At 53.5% G+C, this 19,089-nt stretch carries 18 protein-coding genes; 5 read left to right on the top strand and 13 right to left on the bottom strand.

The window, feature by feature from the left end:
• Window positions 1-299: 299 nt before the first annotated feature.
• Together ACYVHB_RS14775 and ACYVHB_RS14780 are read right to left on the bottom strand one after the other, a co-directional pair.
• A complete protein-coding gene (locus ACYVHB_RS14775; protein WP_461052526.1) occupies window positions 300-1,781 on the bottom strand; it encodes a glycoside hydrolase family 130 protein in 1,482 nt (493 codons plus the stop codon).
• A 177-nt stretch (window positions 1,782-1,958) separates the two neighbouring features.
• On the bottom strand, window positions 1,959-4,310 hold the full coding sequence (locus ACYVHB_RS14780) for a glycosyltransferase family 4 protein (protein ID WP_461052527.1): 2,352 nt from the start codon (window positions 4,308-4,310) through the stop codon (window positions 1,959-1,961).
• Window positions 4,311-4,596: 286 nt separating this feature from the next.
• Between ACYVHB_RS14780 and ACYVHB_RS14785 the strand changes: the two genes are divergently transcribed.
• A complete protein-coding gene (locus tag ACYVHB_RS14785; protein WP_461052528.1) occupies window positions 4,597-6,954 on the top strand; it encodes an efflux RND transporter permease subunit in 2,358 nt (785 codons plus the stop codon).
• 43 nt (window positions 6,955-6,997) lie between these two features.
• Here ACYVHB_RS14785 and ACYVHB_RS14790 read toward each other — a convergent pair whose 3' ends face one another.
• Window positions 6,998-7,300, bottom strand: a complete 303-nt coding sequence (locus tag ACYVHB_RS14790) for a DUF4286 family protein (protein ID WP_461052529.1) — start codon at window positions 7,298-7,300, stop codon at window positions 6,998-7,000.
• A 92-nt stretch (window positions 7,301-7,392) separates the two neighbouring features.
• Here ACYVHB_RS14790 and ACYVHB_RS14795 point away from each other — a divergent pair, with 92 nt between their 5' ends.
• Window positions 7,393-7,827 carry a cytochrome B gene (locus ACYVHB_RS14795; RefSeq protein ID WP_461052530.1) on the top strand — a complete coding sequence of 145 codons (435 nt, stop codon included), beginning with the start codon at window positions 7,393-7,395 and terminating at the stop codon, window positions 7,825-7,827.
• 244 nt (window positions 7,828-8,071) lie between these two features.
• Complete coding sequence (locus tag ACYVHB_RS14800) at window positions 8,072-8,608, top strand: C40 family peptidase (protein ID WP_461052531.1); 537 nt, start codon at window positions 8,072-8,074, stop codon at window positions 8,606-8,608.
• Window positions 8,609-8,676: 68 nt separating this feature from the next.
• On the opposite strand, the gene argB is transcribed toward ACYVHB_RS14800, so the two are convergent.
• From argB to ahcY, 3 genes are all read right to left on the bottom strand, one after another.
• Entirely contained in the window at window positions 8,677-9,459 is a 783-nt protein-coding gene (gene argB, locus ACYVHB_RS14805) for an acetylglutamate kinase (protein ID WP_461052532.1), read from the bottom strand.
• Window positions 9,460-9,485: 26 nt separating this feature from the next.
• Window positions 9,486-10,475: a Rossmann-fold NAD(P)-binding domain-containing protein gene (locus tag ACYVHB_RS14810; RefSeq protein ID WP_461052533.1), complete on the bottom strand. Its 990-nt coding sequence runs from the start codon at window positions 10,473-10,475 to the stop codon at window positions 9,486-9,488.
• A 180-nt stretch (window positions 10,476-10,655) separates the two neighbouring features.
• Window positions 10,656-11,966 carry an adenosylhomocysteinase gene (gene ahcY / locus ACYVHB_RS14815; protein ID WP_461052534.1) on the bottom strand — a complete coding sequence of 437 codons (1,311 nt, stop codon included), beginning with the start codon at window positions 11,964-11,966 and terminating at the stop codon, window positions 10,656-10,658.
• A gap of 221 nt (window positions 11,967-12,187) precedes the next feature.
• On the opposite strand from ahcY, the gene ACYVHB_RS14820 reads away from it, so the two are divergent.
• Both ACYVHB_RS14820 and ACYVHB_RS14825 read left to right on the top strand, forming a co-directional pair.
• A complete protein-coding gene (locus ACYVHB_RS14820) occupies window positions 12,188-12,667 on the top strand; it encodes a MarR family winged helix-turn-helix transcriptional regulator (protein WP_461052535.1) in 480 nt (159 codons plus the stop codon).
• An 82-nt stretch (window positions 12,668-12,749) separates the two neighbouring features.
• Complete coding sequence (locus tag ACYVHB_RS14825) at window positions 12,750-13,616, top strand: GNAT family N-acetyltransferase (RefSeq protein ID WP_461052536.1); 867 nt, start codon at window positions 12,750-12,752, stop codon at window positions 13,614-13,616.
• A gap of 104 nt (window positions 13,617-13,720) precedes the next feature.
• Here the strand turns inward: ACYVHB_RS14825 and ACYVHB_RS14830 are convergent, their stop codons facing one another.
• From ACYVHB_RS14830 to ACYVHB_RS14860, 7 genes are all read right to left on the bottom strand, one after another.
• Window positions 13,721-14,992 (bottom strand): MFS transporter, encoded by a 1,272-nt coding sequence (locus ACYVHB_RS14830; protein ID WP_461052537.1) that lies wholly within the window; start codon window positions 14,990-14,992, stop codon window positions 13,721-13,723.
• 142 nt (window positions 14,993-15,134) lie between these two features.
• Window positions 15,135-16,070 carry a hypothetical protein gene (locus tag ACYVHB_RS14835; RefSeq protein WP_461052538.1) on the bottom strand — a complete coding sequence of 312 codons (936 nt, stop codon included), beginning with the start codon at window positions 16,068-16,070 and terminating at the stop codon, window positions 15,135-15,137.
• Entirely contained in the window at window positions 16,070-16,624 is a 555-nt protein-coding gene (locus tag ACYVHB_RS14840; protein WP_461052539.1) for an NADH-quinone oxidoreductase subunit B, read from the bottom strand. Before ACYVHB_RS14840 ends, ACYVHB_RS14835 begins: the two co-directional genes overlap by 1 nt.
• 33 nt (window positions 16,625-16,657) lie before the next feature.
• Complete coding sequence (locus ACYVHB_RS14845) at window positions 16,658-17,206, bottom strand: hypothetical protein (RefSeq protein WP_461052540.1); 549 nt, start codon at window positions 17,204-17,206, stop codon at window positions 16,658-16,660.
• An 8-nt stretch (window positions 17,207-17,214) separates the two neighbouring features.
• On the bottom strand, window positions 17,215-17,682 hold the full coding sequence (locus tag ACYVHB_RS14850; protein WP_461052541.1) for an NADH-quinone oxidoreductase subunit A: 468 nt from the start codon (window positions 17,680-17,682) through the stop codon (window positions 17,215-17,217).
• Window positions 17,683-17,771: 89 nt separating this feature from the next.
• Window positions 17,772-18,392, bottom strand: coding sequence for a porin family protein (locus ACYVHB_RS14855; RefSeq protein ID WP_461052542.1), 621 nt, complete (start codon window positions 18,390-18,392; stop codon window positions 17,772-17,774).
• A gap of 136 nt (window positions 18,393-18,528) precedes the next feature.
• The gene (locus ACYVHB_RS14860; protein WP_461052543.1) at window positions 18,529-19,089 is read right to left on the bottom strand and encodes a YqgE/AlgH family protein; all 561 of its coding nucleotides are present in this window, start codon (window positions 19,087-19,089) and stop codon (window positions 18,529-18,531) included.

A 19,089-nucleotide genomic window follows, 5' to 3' on the forward strand; every position in this document is an offset into this window, starting at 1 on the left:
ATTGCTTGTATTTGTGTGATTGAGTAGTTTCCCATGACCAACATTTTGTTTCCCGCTCCGCTTACTACTATCTCTGCCTAAACCGTATTTTTGACTAAGACATGAACGCTATCTCTTATGACATCACTTATTAGATTAGTTATATTTACTTAAGTATTCACTGCAATAGTTTGAGTAGTCGTTATTTAATTACTCAACTTTTCATACATCTGCATTACGGATTTCTACTCATAGTTTGGTATAACAAAAAACGCGGCCCGTTAATGGACCGCGTTTTTTGTTATACCAAACTATTTTCGTCACTGTGCCACCAAGTCCGCTGTCTCCTGCTTCCCCGTCAGTTCGGCCAGCAGTTCATCCACATTCACCGTCGCGAAACTGCTGGCATAATCAGCCATGGCGTAAGGTATAATGAGTTCATGGCCGCTCACCAAACCGCCACAACTATACACAACGTTTGGTACGTAGCCCTCGCGTTCATTTTCTTCGGGGCTGAGAATTGGCTCCTTTGTGCGACCAATGACTTTGCTGGGGTCGTTTAAATCGAGCAGAAACGCGCCAATTGCATACTTCCGCATCGGCCCAACGCCGTGGCTGAGCACTAACCAGCCCGCTTCCGTTTCGATGGGCGACCCACAGTTACCTAATTGAACGTATTCCCAGTGGTAGGTTGGTTTCAAGATCAGCTCCTTGGTCTGCCAGAAATACAGATCATCGGAGTACATCAGGTAGATGTTTTCGCCGTCCTGCCGCGAAATCATGGCGTATTTCCCGTTGATCTTGCGCGGGAACATCGCCATACCCTTATTGGATACCTCGGCCCCGTTGAGCGTACTGACACTGAAATGGGTGAAATCCCTGGTTTCGAGCAGTTGCGGAAACGTTACTTTACCGTTGTAGGCCGTGTACGTGGCATAATACGTTACCTCGCCATCGTCGTCGGTAAAACGCACAAACCGGGCGTCTTCGATGCCATTCGTTTCGTTCGGCGAGGTCGGGAAAATGCACCGTTCGTCTAAACTCTGGTCGTCGTCGAAATTGATTTCGTAGTTCGATTTGGCTAACGCCAACAGGCCACTGGCAATGGTTTCGTACTCAGCGTTGTAGCGATACTGAGCCGAAACGCGCTTAATCTGCGCTTCGAGTTCGGTCAGGCTAAACTCCTCGTCCAAACCCGCCATCATTTTCTCCTGAATGCTGTTTTCCAACCGCAGTTCGTACAGTTTGCGCTGAAACTGCGCCCGGCTAAACCGGTGATTCTGAACAATGTCGGGCGCGGTAACGTAGCGCGAGGGCTTGCGAAGTACAATTTTGCCTTCTTCGTCAATGTAGCCCATCCGAAACGAGATGGACGAAACGTGTCCCTCCCCCGTTGCCCGCAAACTCAGAATGAATCGTTTAAACCCCGGCGGCACGTTGGTTTGATCGGGGTGCCAGATCATCGACGGGTTGAACAGCGCGGCCGATTCGAGCGAATATTCCATCGTAAAATACGCCCCCAACAGCAGTTTGCGCTCCACCGTCAGCGGCTCGTCGGTCAGTAAATGGGTTTTAATCTGCTCAAACCGCTGTAGGAGAAACCGTTCGAGTTTGTGGTGACGACCGCCAAACTCGCGAATCACTTCATTGAGTTTTTGGTCAGCTTCGTCGTCGGACATCGAACCAACGCGGGCAATAATCTTCAGGGTGCGGGTTGTGCTGCCGAATTCAAACGGACGGAATAGCACGCGGGTAGGGTCGGGCCGGAGAACAATACCGGTCCGGGTAGCTCTTATACTCATTGGATCTAATTACGGCGTTTTTTAATAACACAAAATAGAACGAACCAAACGCCGAAAGCAAGATAAAAATGGGGTAAGTAGTAAGTGTGTAAGTGGCAAGTGAGTAAGTGGCTGGCGCAAATAGGTCTCGCGCCAGCCACTTACTCACTTGCCACTTACACACTTACTACTTATTTCCTACCCTTCCGCCAGTGACGTAAGTGTTACGTTCACCGCTTTCGTTTCGGTGCGTTGTTTCTGCGTGTTATACAGTTCGGCTAATGCCAGCAGGTAGGACAGGGTTGATTCGGCACCCTGATTTTTGTTGACGCGGTCAATGTGTAGTCCGTCGCGGCAACCGCCCGTTTGCTGGTCGTAGAGCGGCAGGCCGAGGTCGTTCAGGCCAGTGAACCATTTGAAAACACGAATCGCAATGCGGTGCCATTCCGCATCGCCCGTTACGGCCAAAGCGGCTAAACAGGCCGAAATCGTACTCTGTGCTTCCAGCGGCTGCTGATCGAAATAGGCGCGTGCCTTCCCTCTGGGGTAAAACCCGTTAGAGCCAATAGGTTGAAAATGACCGCGCTCAGCCGTTTGCAATTTAACCAACCACCGCAGCGATGTCAGGCTAATCTGCACTAAGCGCTCATCGCCCGACCGGATCAGTACGTGAGCCATTACGGCGTTGTCGTAGGAGAGTGTATCCTCAAACCAGGGCCAATCTTCGGTAGCCGTCTCGGAGTAACGGAACATGAGTTTGTCGAGCAACTGCCGCTGAATGGTTTTGGCCAGCCGGTCGTCGTTAAACTTTTTCTGGTATTCGTAGATACCCAGCAACGCAAACGCCCACGACCGGGGCGACGCCATGTGTACCACGCTGGGCAGCACTTTTTCGAGCAGGCTCATGGCCCAGGTCACCGTATTGCGGTCGGCAGCGCGGCCAATGCAGGTGCCCAGTGCCCAGATTGTTCGGCCGGTGCTGTCGTCGGAGCCGAACTCTTCGAGCCAGCGCCGGTCATAGCTCATGAAATTGCGAAAACGCCGGTGCTCTTCGGTATAGGCGTGATTAATGAACGCACAGTAATTGTCGGCAGCCTGCGCCAGCTTTCGGTCGCCCAGCCCCGTTTCCTGAAGCATCAGGGCCAGAATCAGGGCGCGGGCGTTGTCGTCGGCGCAGTAGCCTTCCTCATAAAACGGCAGGTGGTGCCGGGCGTGCTGCACAATACCCGTCGAGTCGGTTAGGCGAAACAGGTGATCGAGCCGGAGGGTGGGGAGCTTAAATGTCGCACTGCCGTGCCCACCCATGGCGTAGGGCGAATGGCTATTGATGGTGCTCATCCGCTCCTGTCGCGCCTGAGCAAACGAATCGGCATATTGCTGAATGACGTGCTCCCAAATCATCTCACGACCCACTAAGTAGGCCCGTTTGCGCATGGCATGGCGCGTCGGCTCATCCACAAGTAAGTTAATAATCTGGTCGGCCACGGCTTCCGAATTGCTAAACGGCACCAGTACACCCCGCCCGTCGGCCAGCAGTTCTTCGGCGTGCCAGTAGGGCGTGGATACCACCGCTTTGCCGCAGCCGAATGCGTAGGACAGCGTACCGGACGTTATCTGCGCCGGGTTGAGGTAGGGCGTGACGTAAATGTCGGCCGAGCCGAGGTATTCGAGCAGGTCGTCCAGTTCGACAAACTGGTTGTAGAACCGCACGTGATCGCGGACACCACAGTCGGCGGCTAATTTTTTCAGGCTGTCGCGGTATACTTCGCCTTCGTTCTTCAACAGGTTCGGGTGGGTGGCTCCCAGCACCATGTAGACTACGTTCGGGAACTGCTCGACGATGCGCGGCAAGGCACGGATCACATTTTCGATGCCTTTGTTGGGCGAAAGCAGGCCAAACGTCAATAGCGTCTGCTTGCCCTCCATGCCAAACTTATCTTTGTAAAAATGCGGGTCTACAAAGGGCATGTCGGGAATACCGTGCGGTATCAGGTCGATCTTGTCTTCGGGAATTTCGTAGACGTTAATCAAAAAATCCCGGCCTTTCTCCGACATGCAAATCACCCGCGACGATAGATCGGCGATGCTCTTAAGCACCAGCAACTGGTTCTCGTCCGGCGTCTTCAGAATGGTGTGAAACGTGGTAACGATGGGCATTGTCAGATTACGCAGCAGCGTCAGGATGTAGCTCCCGGCCGGTCCGCCATAAATGCCGTATTCGTGTTGCAGGCACACCACATCGGTGTCTTTCGAGTTCAGAAATTCGGCCGCCCGGCGATAGGCTTCCTGATCGTGCTGGTAGAAATCGTACCGAACTTCGGTGGGGTAATCATACCCATCCGGCGTGTCGTTGACGGAGACAACCAGCGCATTCGACTTGGGGATGAACGAGTTATAGGATTTGTAGAGATCGCCGGTGAACGTGGCAATACCGCACTGGCGGGGCAGGTAATCGCCAATGAACGCTACATTTTTAGGATTGTGCGTCCACAGCGCTGTGTCCGGTCCATTATACTCCAGTGATTCGGTAGAGGTGGTTAGTGTCTTCATAGTGCAATGGGCTGTTATTCAATCCCCACCAATGAGCCATTGGCTCCCGTTACTCACTCACCGGTGTTACCTACCATAAGCTAAATTAAGGCAGTTTTGTTTGGTAAAACGATGTAAATCGACAGTATAATAGAGTATTGTTAACTATAAAACGAATTTTATTACATAAAACAGTATTTTAACAATACAATCTGTTGATAAACTACGTATCGTACAAAATTCCCTTCATGCTGCTTGCCCTCTCTTTTTCTCCTAACTTGCGCTTTTATATTGCGCTTGCCGCCCGATGTTCTGGAACCGTGTTGCTTCGTTTATTCTCTCCAATCGAGTTGTTCTGTTGGTCGTTGTGCTGCTCAGTACAGCCTTCATGGGCTACCAGGCCAGTCGGGTTAAACTCTCCTACGAATTAGCCAAAATCCTGCCCGTTACTGATGCCGAATACCAGCGGTACGAAGCCTTTAAGTCCCATTTTGGGCAGGATGGCAATGTGATGGTGCTGGGCATCGAGTCCGATAGTATGTACCGGCTTGGTTTCTTCCGGGACTGGTTCGCCCTAAGCCAGACGATCAAACGCATCGACGGGATCAAAGATGTGGTGGCCAACGCCAACCTGTACGACATCGTCCGCGACGACACCGCGCAGACCTTCCGCATTGTGCCGCTGGTGCCGCGCCCACTCACCACGCAGGCGGGCGTTGACAGTGTCCGGGACCGCATTGCGCGGCTACCGTTTTACCGGGGATTGGTGAGCGACAGCAGTGGCCGGGCGCACCTGATGGCCGTCACCTTCGATCAAAAGCAACTTAACACAAAGAACCGGATTGCCATTGTCCGGCGCGTTGAAGCGGTAGCCGATTCGTTTGGCACGGCGCACCGGTTGCCCGTGCATCTGTCGGGAATGCCCTACATCCGCACCGAGTTTACGGCTAAAGTCAGTCAGGAAATGAGCCTGTTCATGGGTCTGGCGTTTCTGGTTACGGCCCTGATTTTGTTCTACTTCTTCCGGTCGCTGACGGTCGTGCTGATCGCCCTGTCGGTGGTGGCGGTGGGGTGCGTCTGGGCAACGGGCTACTTAGTGCTGCTCGGCTACGACATTACGCTGCTCACCGGCCTGATTCCGCCCCTAATTATTGTCATTGGCGTACCAAACGCCGTTTTCCTGCTCAACCGCTACCACGAAGAACTAAATGCAGGCCGCACCAAAGCCGATGCGCTGACCATTGCAACCAGTAAAGTGGGCGAGACGACATTTTTTGCCAACGTTACGACCAGCATCGGTTTCTTCGTTTTTTACTTCACGGCCAGCCCTCTGCTGCTCCAGTTCGGTTTGGTGGCTGCGTTCGGTATCATGACCACCTTCGTCGTTTCGCTGGTGCTGATTCCCATCATCTTTAATTACTTGCCAACGCCTTCGCCGAAGCAGCGCGGGCATCTGGACCGACGGCAAATAAATGGATTTCTGAGGTGGGTGGACGACCTTGTGCGTCACCGCCGAACCGCCATTTATACCTTTATTGCTGTCGTGACCATACTGGGCGCTGTTGGTGCCCTGCGCATCAACGCCATTGGCTACGTGGTCGATGACCTGCCCAAGAACGACCCGATCTACACGGATCTCAAATTCATCGAAAGCCGGTTTAAGGGGGTAATGCCGTTTGAGGTGAGCATTGATACGAAGCGCCCCGGCCGGGTCCTGACGCCCCAAACGCTGACCAAAATACGACTCCTGGAACGCGAGTTCAGCAAATACGGCGAGTTTACGCGGCCCCTGTCGCTGGTGGAAGCGGTCAAGTTTTTCTACCAGAGCTACCGCGGTGGCGACTCAAAATATTATGCCCTGCCCGGCGCCCTTGAACTGAGCCGGTTAGCGGCTTACCTGCCCAAGCAGCAACCTGGTCAGAACAACAACACAGCCTCCAACTTTAAGGCGTATTTAGACAGCACCCGGCGCTACACCCGCGTCAGCTTTCAAATGCCCGACGTCGGCACCGTGCGCACGACCCAGCTTCTGAATGAACTTCAGCCCAAAGCCGACGAGATTTTCAACGTTGACCGCACCACCGGCAAACGCGTGGCACCCGATGAGGAATACGACGTCAGAATCACGGGCAACAGTGTGGTGTTCACGAAAGGCAATGATTATCTGCTGAAAAACTTAGCGGAGAGCACAGTACTGGCCATTGTGCTGGTGTCAGTTATCCTGGTCATTCTCCTGCGCGACGTCCGGCTGAGCCTGATTGCGATTCTGCCGAGCGTGGTGCCGCTTATTGTCACAGCGGGGATTATGGGGCTGTTCGACATTCATCTCAAACCGTCAACCATCCTTATTTTCAGCATTGCGTTCGGTATCTCGTCCGACGGCACGATTTATTTCATCACCAAATACCGCGATGAACTGCGCTCGGGCAAGCTGACCGTCGACGAAGCTATCTCCCGAACCATCCGCTACACAGGAATCAGCATGTTCTACACGGCCATCATCCTGTTTGCGGGCTTCGCCATCTTCACGGCTTCCACGTTTCAGGGCACCGTAGCGCTGGGTATTTTAGTCTCCATCACATTGCTGATGGGCATGGCCTCCAACCTAATCCTGCTCCCCGCGTTTTTGCTAACAGTCTCTAAGAGAATGATGAATGATGCATGATGCTCCTTCTGGGCGCATTTATCGTTCATCATTCATCATTCCCTTAAACCTCTTCCAGCAGCGTGTCGAACGAAACATACTGCCCACCAAAGCGGTGCTGAATTTGTCGCTGCATGGCATCGGCGTGCTTAGCCTGATACGTTTCATAGTCGGCCATTGTGCCGAAATTTAGCTGTACCGAGTAGGTGACGCCCCCATTATCCAGTTCAGTCAGGAGTCGTAATACTTTGTGGCCAACAAGAAGACCAGTGTCCATCACGGCCGGTAGGTGAATGGTTTTCATCCAATCCAGCCAATTCGGTCCGGCTTCAAGCGCAACGCTGTAGGTTGTGTTGTAAAGAATCATACCGGGCAAACAACCGATTAGCGGTGTAAGTTGGGCATTTGGTTGTTTCTTTGCCCAATAAACCAACTCGTTCGCAAAAAACGTTTTCCCGTATGTATTCTGGATTAGTACACGCTCACTCAGGGTTGCGCTGGGTTGCTCTTATCCTGCTTGTAGTTGCTGTAGTCGTAGCTATTGGCAAATGGCAGGGCCGTAGTGGCTACACCGATGGCAACCGTAAACTGTATCTGTTTACCCTGATTGCTGTTCACACGCAGTTACTCATCGGCTTAGTGTTGTTTTTTATTAGCCCCAAAGTGAATCTTAACTTGCTGAGTGAAAAGCTGTACCGGTTCTATACCGTCGAGCACACCGCCGGGATGCTGATTGCCATTGTGCTGGTTACCATCGGCTACTCCCGGTCAAAACGCGCCACCGACGCCGTAACGAAGCAACGGCTCATCGGCATTTTTTATGGAATTGGCCTGCTGTTGATTCTGGCGTCAATTCCCTGGCCATTCCGCATTGCGGGAGCTGGCTGGTTCTAAATCCGCCGTCGGCTGAAGTCTCTTTAACGACCGTCATCATCGCCTACCTGAACACGCAGGGGCATTGGTGACGGTCTTTTTATTATGTACCAATCCCTATCTTACCGGACTTATTTTCAGTACGTTGACCGGATTGGCACGTGATATCAGCGGAGTTGATCGTGGATTTATTTCCCCATTTGTTTGGCAGCCAACGCCCGAACACCTATTTTTATGGAACCTAACCTGCCTTTAACCCATTTTTATGACGAAGAAAATGCTCCTGACAGCATTTGCTGCTGTTTCGTTTAGCTGCCTTCAAGCTCAGAATGTACCCACCGTAGCAAACACTCAACCCGCCATAACATCCGATGAAGAAAGTTTTTACGCTAAAATTCCGCTCGTAAGTAACGTTATTAATTACGCCCGGAAACACCTCGCCATCCGCTACCGTTCTGGTGGCACCACCACGCACGGTTTCGACTGTTCTGGCTTCACCCGATTTTGTTTCAGTAAGTTTGGCATATCGCTGCCCCATTCGAGCGCGGCACAGGGTCACGTTGGTCAGGCGGTTGATAAAAATGATGCCCAACCCGGCGATCTGATTCTGTTCAAAGGGCACAGCGCCAGCGGGACGCGAATTGGTCACGTTGGGCTAATTACTGAAGTGGTCGGCAACCGGATCAAGTTCATTCATTCGGCCTGGAGCGGGGGCGTCCGCTACGATTATCTCCACGCCGACTATTACCAACGCCGGTTCATGGGTGTCCGACGAGTAGTGACGCTACTGGCAGAGAAGTAAAGCCACAGTAGGCGTAATACGGGCTTCAGCCCGTTTTTTTATGACTTTACTCACGCGTGAAGTCCGCATTACAGCGCCAGCATTGTTCCAGCCCCTTGGGCTACGGCAGCCGTCACTTCATCGGCATGGCATATAATGACCCGCGAAACGCCGTTGCTGAGTGCAGTGAACGCATTGTCTAACTTTGGAATCATGCCTTTATTAATGGTGCCAGCCGATTTTTGTTCAGCGTAGAGGGCAGGTGTCAGTTGGCTAATGACACTGTCGTCGTTGGCTGGGTCGGATAGAACCCCCTTCTTCTCAAAACAGTAGATCAGCGTCACCTCATTGTGGTGTGTCATATCGACCGCAATGGCTGAGGCCATCGTGTCGGCGTTGGTGTTCAGGAGGTCTCCCGCCCGGCTGTACGTAATGGGCGCGAAAACGGGCGTTAATGCCTGCCGTAGAAAAGACTGAATCTGCCCCGAATCAACTTCGTCAATGTCGCCCACCATCCCATAATCAATGTCGCCGACGGGTCGCTTGTGAGCCAGCACCGTACTGGCATCGGCACCGGTCATGCCAATAGCATTGACAGTCAGTGCCTGAAGTTTAGCCACGATCTGCTTATTTACTAGGCCGCCGTACACCATCGTCACCACGTCGAGCATGGGTTGGTCGGTAATGCGCCGACCATCGACCATCGTCGTTGGTATACCCAGCTTTTCGGCCACCTGCGTCGCAATTTTCCCCCCGCCATGAATGAGGATTTTACTGCCCGGCAGTTGGGCGAAGGCCGTGAGAAAACGGTTCAACGAGGCCGGGTTGTCGATGACGTTGCCGCCGATTTTGATAATGGTGAGGTTATTCATCTTCCCCTGCCGGTCCGCCGGTGCGGTTACAAATTTTTCAGGATTTCTTTCAACACTGCCTGCGCTGACCATTCCCGGTTAGCGGCCTGCTCAATGACCAGCGATTGTGGGCTGTCGAGGACGGCGTCGGATACTTTCAGGTTGCGCCGAACGGGCAGGCAGTGCATAAACTTACCGGTATTGGTCCGGTCCATATCATCCATCGTGACGGCCCAGGCCGGGTCCTGCGTCAACACCTGACCATACTCTCTGTAGGACGACCAGTTTTTGCCGTAGATAAAGTCGGCTCCGTCAAAAGCTTCGTTCCGGTCATAAATCACGCGGGCGTTGCCGATGAATTCGGGCGCAAGTTCGTAGCCTTCGGGGTGAGTCACAACGAATTCTACATGGCCCGAACTGGCGCGGGCGTTCATCCACTCGCAAAACGAGTTGGCTACGGCCTGCGGCAACGGCTTAAAATGCGGCAACCACGTCAGCACCACTTTTGGCCGACCCGGAGCGCCGGACAGTACCGTTTTCGCTTCGTCAATAGTGATGCAGTCCGCCAACGACTGAAGCGGGTGACGCGTCGCTGATTCGAGGTTAACGATAGGGACCGGACGGCGTTCCCGGGCTGCGTACTTAGCGAACTGATGCATAACCTGCTCCCGGTAGTCCAGGTCACGGTCTTTGAGTTCGGCAAACGCACGGATACCAATGATATCGCAGTAGCGGCCAATGACAGCGGCTGCTTCGCGGACGTGTTCAGCTTTGTCGCCGTTCATCAACACGCCTTCTTCCATTTCCAGTCCCCAGCTATCCTGACCAACATTCATCATCATCACGTTCAGACCGAGGTTCTGGGCCGCTTTCTGGGTACTCAGCCGAGTGCGCAGGCTGGAATTGAAGAAAATCAGACCGATGGTTTTGTTTTTACCGAGGTGCTGATCGGCGAAGGGATTGGCTTTGGCGTCGCGGCCGGACTGAATCAGGGCGTCGAGGTCAGCGACGTCGGCGAGGGATAGGAAATTAGTCATTTAAACCGCACCGGCGGACCGGTAGAGATAGGAGCGAATTTTACAGAGAGCACTTTCGGGTGGTCAAATTTAATGGAAAGATTATGATCGAGCCGTTTGGCTGTTCAATACCAATAACTATAACAAAAAGCGCGGCTCCGTTTTAGGGAGCCGCGCTATATATCATACATCTTACATTTATCAATACCGGTACATCTCTGATTTAAACGGCCCTTCGACCGTTACGCCGATGTAGTCGGCCTGTTCCTGCTCCAGCGGTTCAAGCCGGGCACCCACGTGGGCTAAGTGCATGGCCGCTACTTTTTCGTCTAACTTCTTGGGCAGTACGTACACTTTGTTTTCGTACTTGTCCGAGTTGGCCCATAGTTCGAGTTGCGCCAAGGTCTGGTTGGCAAACGAACACGACATCACGAACGAGGGGTGGCCCATGGCGCAGCCGAGGTTCACTAACCGCCCTTCGGCCAGCACGATGATTTCTTTGCCGTCAATTTCGTACATGTCCACCTGCGGTTTGATCTGACTCTTGCTGTGGCCGTAGTTCTCGTTCAGCCATGCCATGTCAATCTCATTGTCGAAGTGGCCGATGTTGCAGACAATCGCTTTATCTTTCATGGCCCGGAAGTGTCGGTCTTTGATAATGCGGACGTTACCCGTTGCAGTCACGAAGATCTGCGCACGGAGTACGGCCTCATCCATCGGAATCACCTCGAAGCCGTCCATGGCCGCCTGCAACGCGCAGATCGGGTCAATTTCCGTTACCAGCACCCGGCACCCCGCTCCCCGCAGCGACTCGGCTGAGCCTTTGCCCACGTCGCCGTAGCCCGCTACAACGGCTACCTTTCCCGCCAGCATCAGGTCCGTTGCCCGGCGAATGGCGTCGACCAGCGACTCGCGGCAACCATATTTGTTGTCGAATTTCGATTTTGTTACTGAATCGTTGACATTAATGGCGGGTAGGTGTAAGGTGCCGTTTTTCATGCGCTCATACAGGCGATGAACGCCCGTCGTCGTCTCTTCCGACAGGCCCCGGATGTTCTGAATCAGTTCAGGATACGTGTCAAACACCATGTTGGTCAGGTCGCCACCGTCGTCCAGAATCATGTTGAGCGGCTGGCGGTCTTCGCCGAAGAACAGCGTTTGCTCAATGCACCAGTTGAATTCTTCTTCGGTCATGCCTTTCCAGGCGTACACCGGAATTCCGGCGGCAGCAATGGCGGCAGCAGCGTGGTCCTGCGTCGAGAAAATGTTACACGACGACCAGGTTACGTCGGCACCCAATTCAACAAGCGTTTCGATAAGCACCGCCGTTTGAATAGTCATGTGCAGACAACCGGCCACGCGGGCACCTTTAAGCGGCTGTTGAGGGCCAAACTCGGCGCGGAGTGCCATCAGACCCGGCATTTCCGCTTCGGCGAGCCGAATTTCTTTGCGGCCCCACTCAGCGAGGGCAATGTCTTTAACCTTGTAGGGGACGTACGTGGAAGTTTGCATTCGATAGCTTTTAGATGTATTGGCCTACGCTTACCGGATAAAAGCGCATAAGCCAACTTGATTTCTTAGTAAAGTACAAAACTACGGAACTCCGGCAAAAATGCCTATTCAAATTGTAAGAGTTTACTGAGCAGGCGTTCATAAAAAATAGTGTGTGCTGTGACGAGCGTATTAATTTTTGTCTTAACTATGTAAGTACTTACGTAATAACTTACCTGTTTATGGATTTTATGGCTGAAATGGCCGAACTGGCCCTTGCCAGTCGGCTCCGGCGACTAAGTGACACCTACTGGCAAGGCGTCACGGCAATGTATCGGCAGTTTGGGGTAGACTTTGATGTCCGCTGGGCTACCATTTTCGTACTTATTGCCCGGCAGGGGCCGGTGGCCGTCATGGAAATTGCCGACCGATTAGGTATTTCGCATCCGGCGGTAATCCAGGTTATCAACGAACTCGAGAAGCGGGAGTTGATTGTCTCGGCCAAATCGGAACAGGATGGTCGGAAGCGATTGCTGACGTTAAGCGAAACCGGACAGGCAATGCTGCCTACCCTGCAACCGCTTTGGGATGCGTTCATCGTGGTTAACCGGGAAATGATGGCCCACCAGACGCACAATCTGCTACTGTCGCTCGGCGAAATGGAAGCGCAATTAGCCGAGCGGAGTTTCTTCGACCGTGTTCAGCATCAGTTAAATAAGTGATAAAAGTTTGTGGTTTGTGAGTTTGTGGTTCATGCGTCAGCAACTACAAACTCACAGACCACAAACTATAAACCCAATTCTAATGAACGACGTATCCATAATTCCCTACAAACCCCGCTACCAACCCGATTTTAAACGCCTGAACGTCGAATGGATTTCACAGTTTTTTACTGTTGAACAGCACGACCTCGAACAACTTGACCAGCCCGAAACGCACGTTTTACCTAACGACGGACAGATTTTTTTTGCCCTGATCGATGGTGAAGTTGTTGGCTGCGTGGCGATGGTTAATATGGGCGCAACCGGTTTTGAACTGGCTAAAATGGCTGTTTCTCCAAACGTTCAGGGTCAGGGTATTGGTAAAAAACTGTGCTTAGCAGCTATCGATTATGCCCGGCAACTCGGCGTTAAAACCGTCTGGCTCGAATCCAACCGGGTGCTGACACCTGCCCTGACGATGTACGAGCGCGTGGGGTTTCGGGAAGTGCCCCGCGTTGAAACACCCTACGCCCGGGCTGATATTCGGATGGAAATTAACATGCAGGAGTTTGTCAAAATGGCTTTTATCATTGCGGATGACTTGCCGGTTGGTTTGGCAATTAACACCGGTGCATTGCTGGGAGCAACGCTGGGTAATAAACTGCCCTACATGATTGCTGAGGGCTTACCGGATGGTTCTGGTGTGATGCATTTGGGATTGTCGTGGTTGCCCATGCCCATCTTAAAAGCTGATCGCACGGCGATTAAAGCAATTGCTGACAGTGCGCGAAACGCCGGTTTACTTGTTACAAACGTATCGGAGCCAGCACAAACGGCCCGGACATTCGAGGACTACCGGCAGCAGTTAGCCGATGTTGCCAATGATGAGTTGGTGTATTTAGGCGTGGGTTTGTACGGTGACAAAAAAGTGGTGAACAAACTGGTTGGAAAGCTGACATTGTACCGGTGAAGAGTTATGGAGTTTGTAGTTTTTGGGTTTGTGGTTTGTAGTTGGCTGACGCATCCAGTGTTCGCGTCAGCCAACTACAAACCACAAACCCAAAAACTACAAATTCATTCTTCTAAGTAATCCAGGTCTTTGCCGTGCGTTTCGGGAATGGTCAGAATGGAATAAAAGCCGATGGCGAAGCAGACCAAGCCTACTATGGCTCCGGCGTTGACGATATCCACGGATGGTTTCAGGGCCTGGTACGAGAGTGTCATCGGAATGACTAAGCCCCGCACCATGTTCGGAACGGTGGTAGCGGCCGTGGCGCGGATGTTGGTGCCGAACTGCTCGGCCCCGATGGTCACAAACATGGCCCAGTAACCGATGCCAACCCCCATGGCTAAGCACAGTCCGTAGAGCATCGTTGCGCTCGTGATGCCGACGAACAGATAAACTAAGCTGAATAGCAGGGCAATGCCCATGAGCAGTGCCACGCCCTTTTTGCGTGATTCCAGCGCTTGACTGATGAACCCGCTGGCGAGGTCACCCACGGCCAGCCCAACGTAGCACCACATGATAGCCAGCCCCGGCTGAATTTCCTCGGCGATACCCAGTGCTTTGCCAAATTCATTGCTGAACGTTGCCAGAATGCCAATGACGAACCATGTAGGCAGACCGATGCCGATGCATTTGATGTAGCGGCTAAACCGGTCGGCGTTGGTGAAGAACGAGAAGAAATTACCCCGGCTGACGCCCGTTTGCTCAGTTACGTTTTTGAACATGCCCGATTCAACCACGCCCACCCGCAATAGCAACAGGCCGAATCCTAATCCGCCACCCACGAAAAACGCCGTTTGCCAATCGAAGAGTTTGACGGTAAAATAAGCCACTACGGCCCCGAATAGACCAACGCCCGCCACCAGCGACGTACCAATGGCGCGTTTCTCCTTCGGCAGTACTTCGCTCACGAGCGTTATGCCCGCCCCCAGTTCGCCCGCCAGCCCAATGCCCGCCACGAACCGCATCAGGGCGTAGTACGTCGTTGGTTCCATGAAGGTTACGTGGCTGACGAACCCACAGGCGATGTTGGCAATGGAGTAGGTAATGATGCTGCCAAACAGTACCGACAGCCGTCCGCGTTTGTCGCCCAAAATTCCCCACAGCACGCCACCAATGAGCAGACCGCCCATTTGCCAGTTCATGATGGAGGTGCCAACCGTCGAGATCTGATCGGGCGAGAGGCCGAGGTCTTTGAGACTCGGCACCCGGACAATGCCGAAGAGCAGCAGGTCGTAGATGTCGACAAAGTAACCGAGCGCGGCCACGATCACGGGTAAGCTAAACAAGCCGGTCGGCGCTGTTTGCGGTTCGGACGAAGAAAGGGTAGGGACGGCCATGTGACAAATTAAAGGAAACAGTACAATAATACGAAACCCACGTCTGAAGGCGTGGGCTGATACAGACGTGACCGTGAATCGCTTGAGAACAGGGCTGATACAGATCCTGAACTGATACCGGCTGATTAACCGGCGATCTATATCAGCTCACGCCTTCAGACGTGGGCAGCGTTTCAAATGTTGGCGTCACTCGCGCAACCGGCGCGGGTTTGGGCAGTGTTTCATAGACCTGATAAGCCGTTCCCAGCGACCAGACTTTCAGGCCAACGCGGGCGAAAACCAACGCCTGCTGCACCACGAGCATAATCAGGATTGTGGGCCAGTTGCGCATGGTAATGAGGTCATCGACCAAAAAGTAGATGCCGAACAGGCCCGTTCCGATTCCGATGAGCAGCCAGTAGCGGCCGTAGGTTTCGCCCAGATTTCGCCACACGAGCCGCCCGGCCCGCCCAAACGCCCGAAATGCGTTCTGCTCATCTTCCCGAAACATCAGCACTTTGGCGTAATCACCAATGCAAAGCAGCAATGTAGCCGTCAGCACGAACAGTCCGAAAAATACCAGACCGATCCAGAACAGACCCCGCTCAGTCAGCGTGTCGCTGAGTAGGGTGCCGATCAGCGAACCAGCAACGAGCCAGATGCCCGCTCCAACCAGCACGAAGAGAAACGTAACGCCGAAAAGCCGTAGAAATCGACCGGCGTACTGACTACAGGCAGCCCAGAACGTAGTCATGTGGAACGGAACGGCCCTGGGAAGCCCCGGCGACTGCGCAAACTGAGACAGGATGCCACCCGCCACGAACACACTCAGAAATACGTACAGAACACCCAGCCAGCGTCCCACGCTCATCAGCGGACTAATGGCCCGTGCGCTGCGGTGCATAAAGTCCGAAAAAACGGTGTAGTCGAAACCGGTTAACAAATTCAGAAACGCCGGTGAATTCTGGTCCTCCACCTTCAGCGTATTATAAAGCGGCAACGCGGCCAGCAGCACCAGCACGAGCGTGATGCCGTAGAGCAGCCCAACGAGCCGAAGCAAGCCAAGCGTTTGGCGAAAGGAAGCGGACAGAATAGCCATCAGAAGGGTGACGACGCCTTGTCAAAATCGGGCTTGTCATCGGCCGAAGCTACAACTTCTTTGTTACCCAGCAACGGGTGCTCGGTCCGAATTTTTTCCTGTAGCTTCAAAAAGCCGTCGATCAGAGCTTCGGGGCGGGGTGGACATCCGGGCACGTAGACGTCGACGGGGATGATGCGGTCAACGCCTTTTACCACATGGTAGCCGTGCTGCCAGTAGGGGCCACCGCAGTTGGAACACGACCCCATCGAAATCACGTAGCGCGGTTCGGGCATCTGCTCGTAGAGCCGCCGGATGCGGTCGGCCATTTTGTAAGTCACCGTGCCGGACACGATCATGATGTCGGACTGCCGGGGAGAGGGGCGTGGAAAAATGCCGAACCGCTCCAGGTCGTAATTGGCCGCGAAGGCCTGCATCATCTCAATGGCGCAGCAAGCCAGCCCGAAGCTCATGGGCCACAGCGATTTCTCCCGCGACCAGTTCAGGAGTTCTTCAGACCGCATCAACAGGACGCTGGCTTCACCGGATTTGTCAGATGCGCTGACTGAGTTCATAAGCGTATAATATGGATACGGTAGGCCAACGTTTCATTGCGGCACGCGGTTCAGCACGTCATTCTGATATTCGTAGGTAAACGGTTGGAGTTGACGGCGCAGACTTTCCGCCCTTTCGTTGGGTGTTTGTCCGAAGGGTCGAATCATTCGGCGGCTGATTGGCCCAATTTTTCGCCCGATGAGCGCTCCTATTCCGGCTCCGGCACCAACGACTATCGCTAAATTAAGGCCGTACACAATTGGGCTACGAAACCCATTCTTCTTACTGGACCGAATCGTTGCGAAACCAGCAAGCCCGCCACCAATAATTGCTCCTTCGAGGGTACTCTTGCGTCGGTTATAACGAACAGTCACTTTACGGATACCAGCGAGCGGAAATCTCGCGGTACGGTTCTGGGGTATTGGATTTGCGTGTTCTACGTAAAGATACTGATCCGTCACATCGTCAAGCACCCCGCTGAACCGATTTCCTGCCTGCGTGACGATCCGTACTTTGTAGGTTTCGACTGAGAACTTTTGAGCAGCTACAGTAGCGGAGCAGGACAGAATCAGCGTAACTATCAGCACCGGGCAACGTAGCATAAGCAGTCTCACCGCTGGTAGCGGTCGTTTACGGACTGGTATAAAGCGGGGGGCACCTTTGTCTCCATAGTCGGTAGTTTCGGTTGGGGTCTTACCCAGTCGAGGTAGCCTTTGGCCCAGACGTAGGCCAGTCCCAGCGCCAGCACCGCCACGAACAAAATGGCTTCGGTCAGGGCGAACCAGCCCCACAGCCCGCCCGTTTCGCGAATGAGCCGCTCTTGCCCGAACACCGTAGCCCACGGAAACAGAAACACCAGCTCAACGTCGAACAGCACAAACACGAGCGCCACTACGTAGAACCGGATGTTAAACTGCACATTGGCGTTGCCCACCGGCTCCTCCCCCGACTCATAGGTGCTGTTTTTCTCGACGTTCGGGCGGTGCGGGCGCAGCAATCGGGCCACAAACAGCACGACGCCGATGAACGCAAACGCGGCCAGGATAAACAGCAGAATAATGCCGAAGTGGGAGAGCATAGGAGAGGTAGTTTTTGAATTTGTGGTTTGTAGTTGGCTGACGCATCCAGTGTTCGCGTCAGCCAACTACAAACCACAAACTCAAAAACTCATTTTTTCTTTTTCTTATACAAATTGTAAACAATTGATGCCTGCAACGCCCGGTTTTTGTAGGTAGCCAGCGGCTCCGGCGACACGTTGGTGAGACCATGCATGTACCGGACGTGCAGACTGAATTTGTCGAGCATGTCCAGGAAGTCGTAGTGCGCTCCAACGGCAAGGCCAAGGTCGTTTTTGGCACCGGGGCCGCCCGGTTTTCCCGCGTTGATCGCGTAGCTGAACTCCGGCCCGGCCTGAAACGTCAGGCCCTCGGTGGGGATGTAGCCCAGCATCACCGGCACACTAATGTAGTAATACTTGTTCTTCCGGGTGTCCCGGTCTTTCCGATCAGAGGTTCCGATGCGCTGGGTTTGGAGCGACCCCCCTTTAACGGCAAACAGCACCTCCGGCTGAATTACGAAGCGTTGAAGGCGGTAGCGGTACATGACGCCGGTAAGGGGTTCTAAACCTCGCTTCGGAATATTGGGCGTGATGCCCGAAACGTTCAGCGAACTGAGTGCCCCCCCAACTTTAAGACCAAAATGCCCGCCAGTGGGGTTGTTGCTTTGCGCCCGAACGAGCAGAGACGAGGTTAACAGACAGGCAATAAAGAGTAGTCGATACGTGTGCATACGAAAACGGATGGAAAGAAATGATGACCACCCTATAACGGCTGATTCATAGGTCGGCGTTGCCGAATTAACCACAAAATTGGTTAAAAAAAGTTAAGATGTGGCCTGCCCCACGAATGCGCCCACCGGATCATGGTCAGTTCAGGCGTGGGTCGACGGGGTAGTGGGCAATGGACTTGTATTCGCCCCCCATGCGTTTGAGAACCCCGCGCCAAAACTCGCCGGTGGGCGTGTCGAAGAGAAAATCGGCGTCGGTACGGCTAACAATCCAGGCTTTCTGCGTCAGTTCGTCGGCGAGTTGGCCCTCACTCCAGCCTGAATAGCCAATGAAAAAACGGGCGTCGCGCTCGGTGAGCGTTCCCACATTGACGGCCTGCTTGATCTGCTCAAAATCGCCACTCCAGTACAGCCCGTCGAGGATGCGAATCGAGTTGTCGATCAGGTCGGGTCGGCGGTGAATAAAATGCAGGGTGTTTTGCTGCACCGGACCACCCACGAACAGGGGCAGATCGGCGCGGATTTCGTCGATAACGTCGCTTAGGTGAACGTCCGTCAGTTGGTTGAGCACTAACCCAAACGTACCGGCATCGCTGTGTTCGCAAACCAGTACCACACTACGCTCAAAATTGGTATCGCCCATGAAAGGCTCGGCGATCAGCAGGTTGCCGTTGGTGACGGATGGGAGATTTGCATTCAT

This window comes from Spirosoma arcticum (assembly GCF_054779955.1).

Bases quoted from the DNA above. Each gene is read 5' to 3' on its own strand.
- ACYVHB_RS14775 (WP_461052526.1), bottom strand. From the start codon at position 1,781: ATGAGTATAAGAGCTACCCGGACCGGTATTGTTCTCCGGCCCGACCCT.
- ACYVHB_RS14780 (WP_461052527.1), bottom strand. From the start codon at position 4,310: ATGAAGACACTAACCACCTCTACCGAATCACTGGAGTATAATGGACCG.
- ACYVHB_RS14785 (WP_461052528.1), top strand. From the start codon at position 4,597: ATGTTCTGGAACCGTGTTGCTTCGTTTATTCTCTCCAATCGAGTTGTT.
- ACYVHB_RS14790 (WP_461052529.1), bottom strand. From the start codon at position 7,300: ATGATTCTTTACAACACAACCTACAGCGTTGCGCTTGAAGCCGGACCG.
- ACYVHB_RS14795 (WP_461052530.1), top strand. From the start codon at position 7,393: ATGTATTCTGGATTAGTACACGCTCACTCAGGGTTGCGCTGGGTTGCT.
- ACYVHB_RS14800 (WP_461052531.1), top strand. From the start codon at position 8,072: ATGACGAAGAAAATGCTCCTGACAGCATTTGCTGCTGTTTCGTTTAGC.
- argB (WP_461052532.1), bottom strand. From the start codon at position 9,459: ATGAATAACCTCACCATTATCAAAATCGGCGGCAACGTCATCGACAAC.
- ACYVHB_RS14810 (WP_461052533.1), bottom strand. From the start codon at position 10,475: ATGACTAATTTCCTATCCCTCGCCGACGTCGCTGACCTCGACGCCCTG.
- ahcY (WP_461052534.1), bottom strand. From the start codon at position 11,966: ATGCAAACTTCCACGTACGTCCCCTACAAGGTTAAAGACATTGCCCTC.
- ACYVHB_RS14820 (WP_461052535.1), top strand. From the start codon at position 12,188: ATGGATTTTATGGCTGAAATGGCCGAACTGGCCCTTGCCAGTCGGCTC.
- ACYVHB_RS14825 (WP_461052536.1), top strand. From the start codon at position 12,750: ATGAACGACGTATCCATAATTCCCTACAAACCCCGCTACCAACCCGAT.
- ACYVHB_RS14830 (WP_461052537.1), bottom strand. From the start codon at position 14,992: ATGGCCGTCCCTACCCTTTCTTCGTCCGAACCGCAAACAGCGCCGACC.
- ACYVHB_RS14835 (WP_461052538.1), bottom strand. From the start codon at position 16,070: ATGGCTATTCTGTCCGCTTCCTTTCGCCAAACGCTTGGCTTGCTTCGG.
- ACYVHB_RS14840 (WP_461052539.1), bottom strand. From the start codon at position 16,624: ATGAACTCAGTCAGCGCATCTGACAAATCCGGTGAAGCCAGCGTCCTG.
- ACYVHB_RS14845 (WP_461052540.1), bottom strand. From the start codon at position 17,206: ATGCTACGTTGCCCGGTGCTGATAGTTACGCTGATTCTGTCCTGCTCC.
- ACYVHB_RS14850 (WP_461052541.1), bottom strand. From the start codon at position 17,682: ATGCTCTCCCACTTCGGCATTATTCTGCTGTTTATCCTGGCCGCGTTT.
- ACYVHB_RS14855 (WP_461052542.1), bottom strand. From the start codon at position 18,392: ATGCACACGTATCGACTACTCTTTATTGCCTGTCTGTTAACCTCGTCT.
- ACYVHB_RS14860 (WP_461052543.1), bottom strand. From the start codon at position 19,089: ATGAATGCAAATCTCCCATCCGTCACCAACGGCAACCTGCTGATCGCC.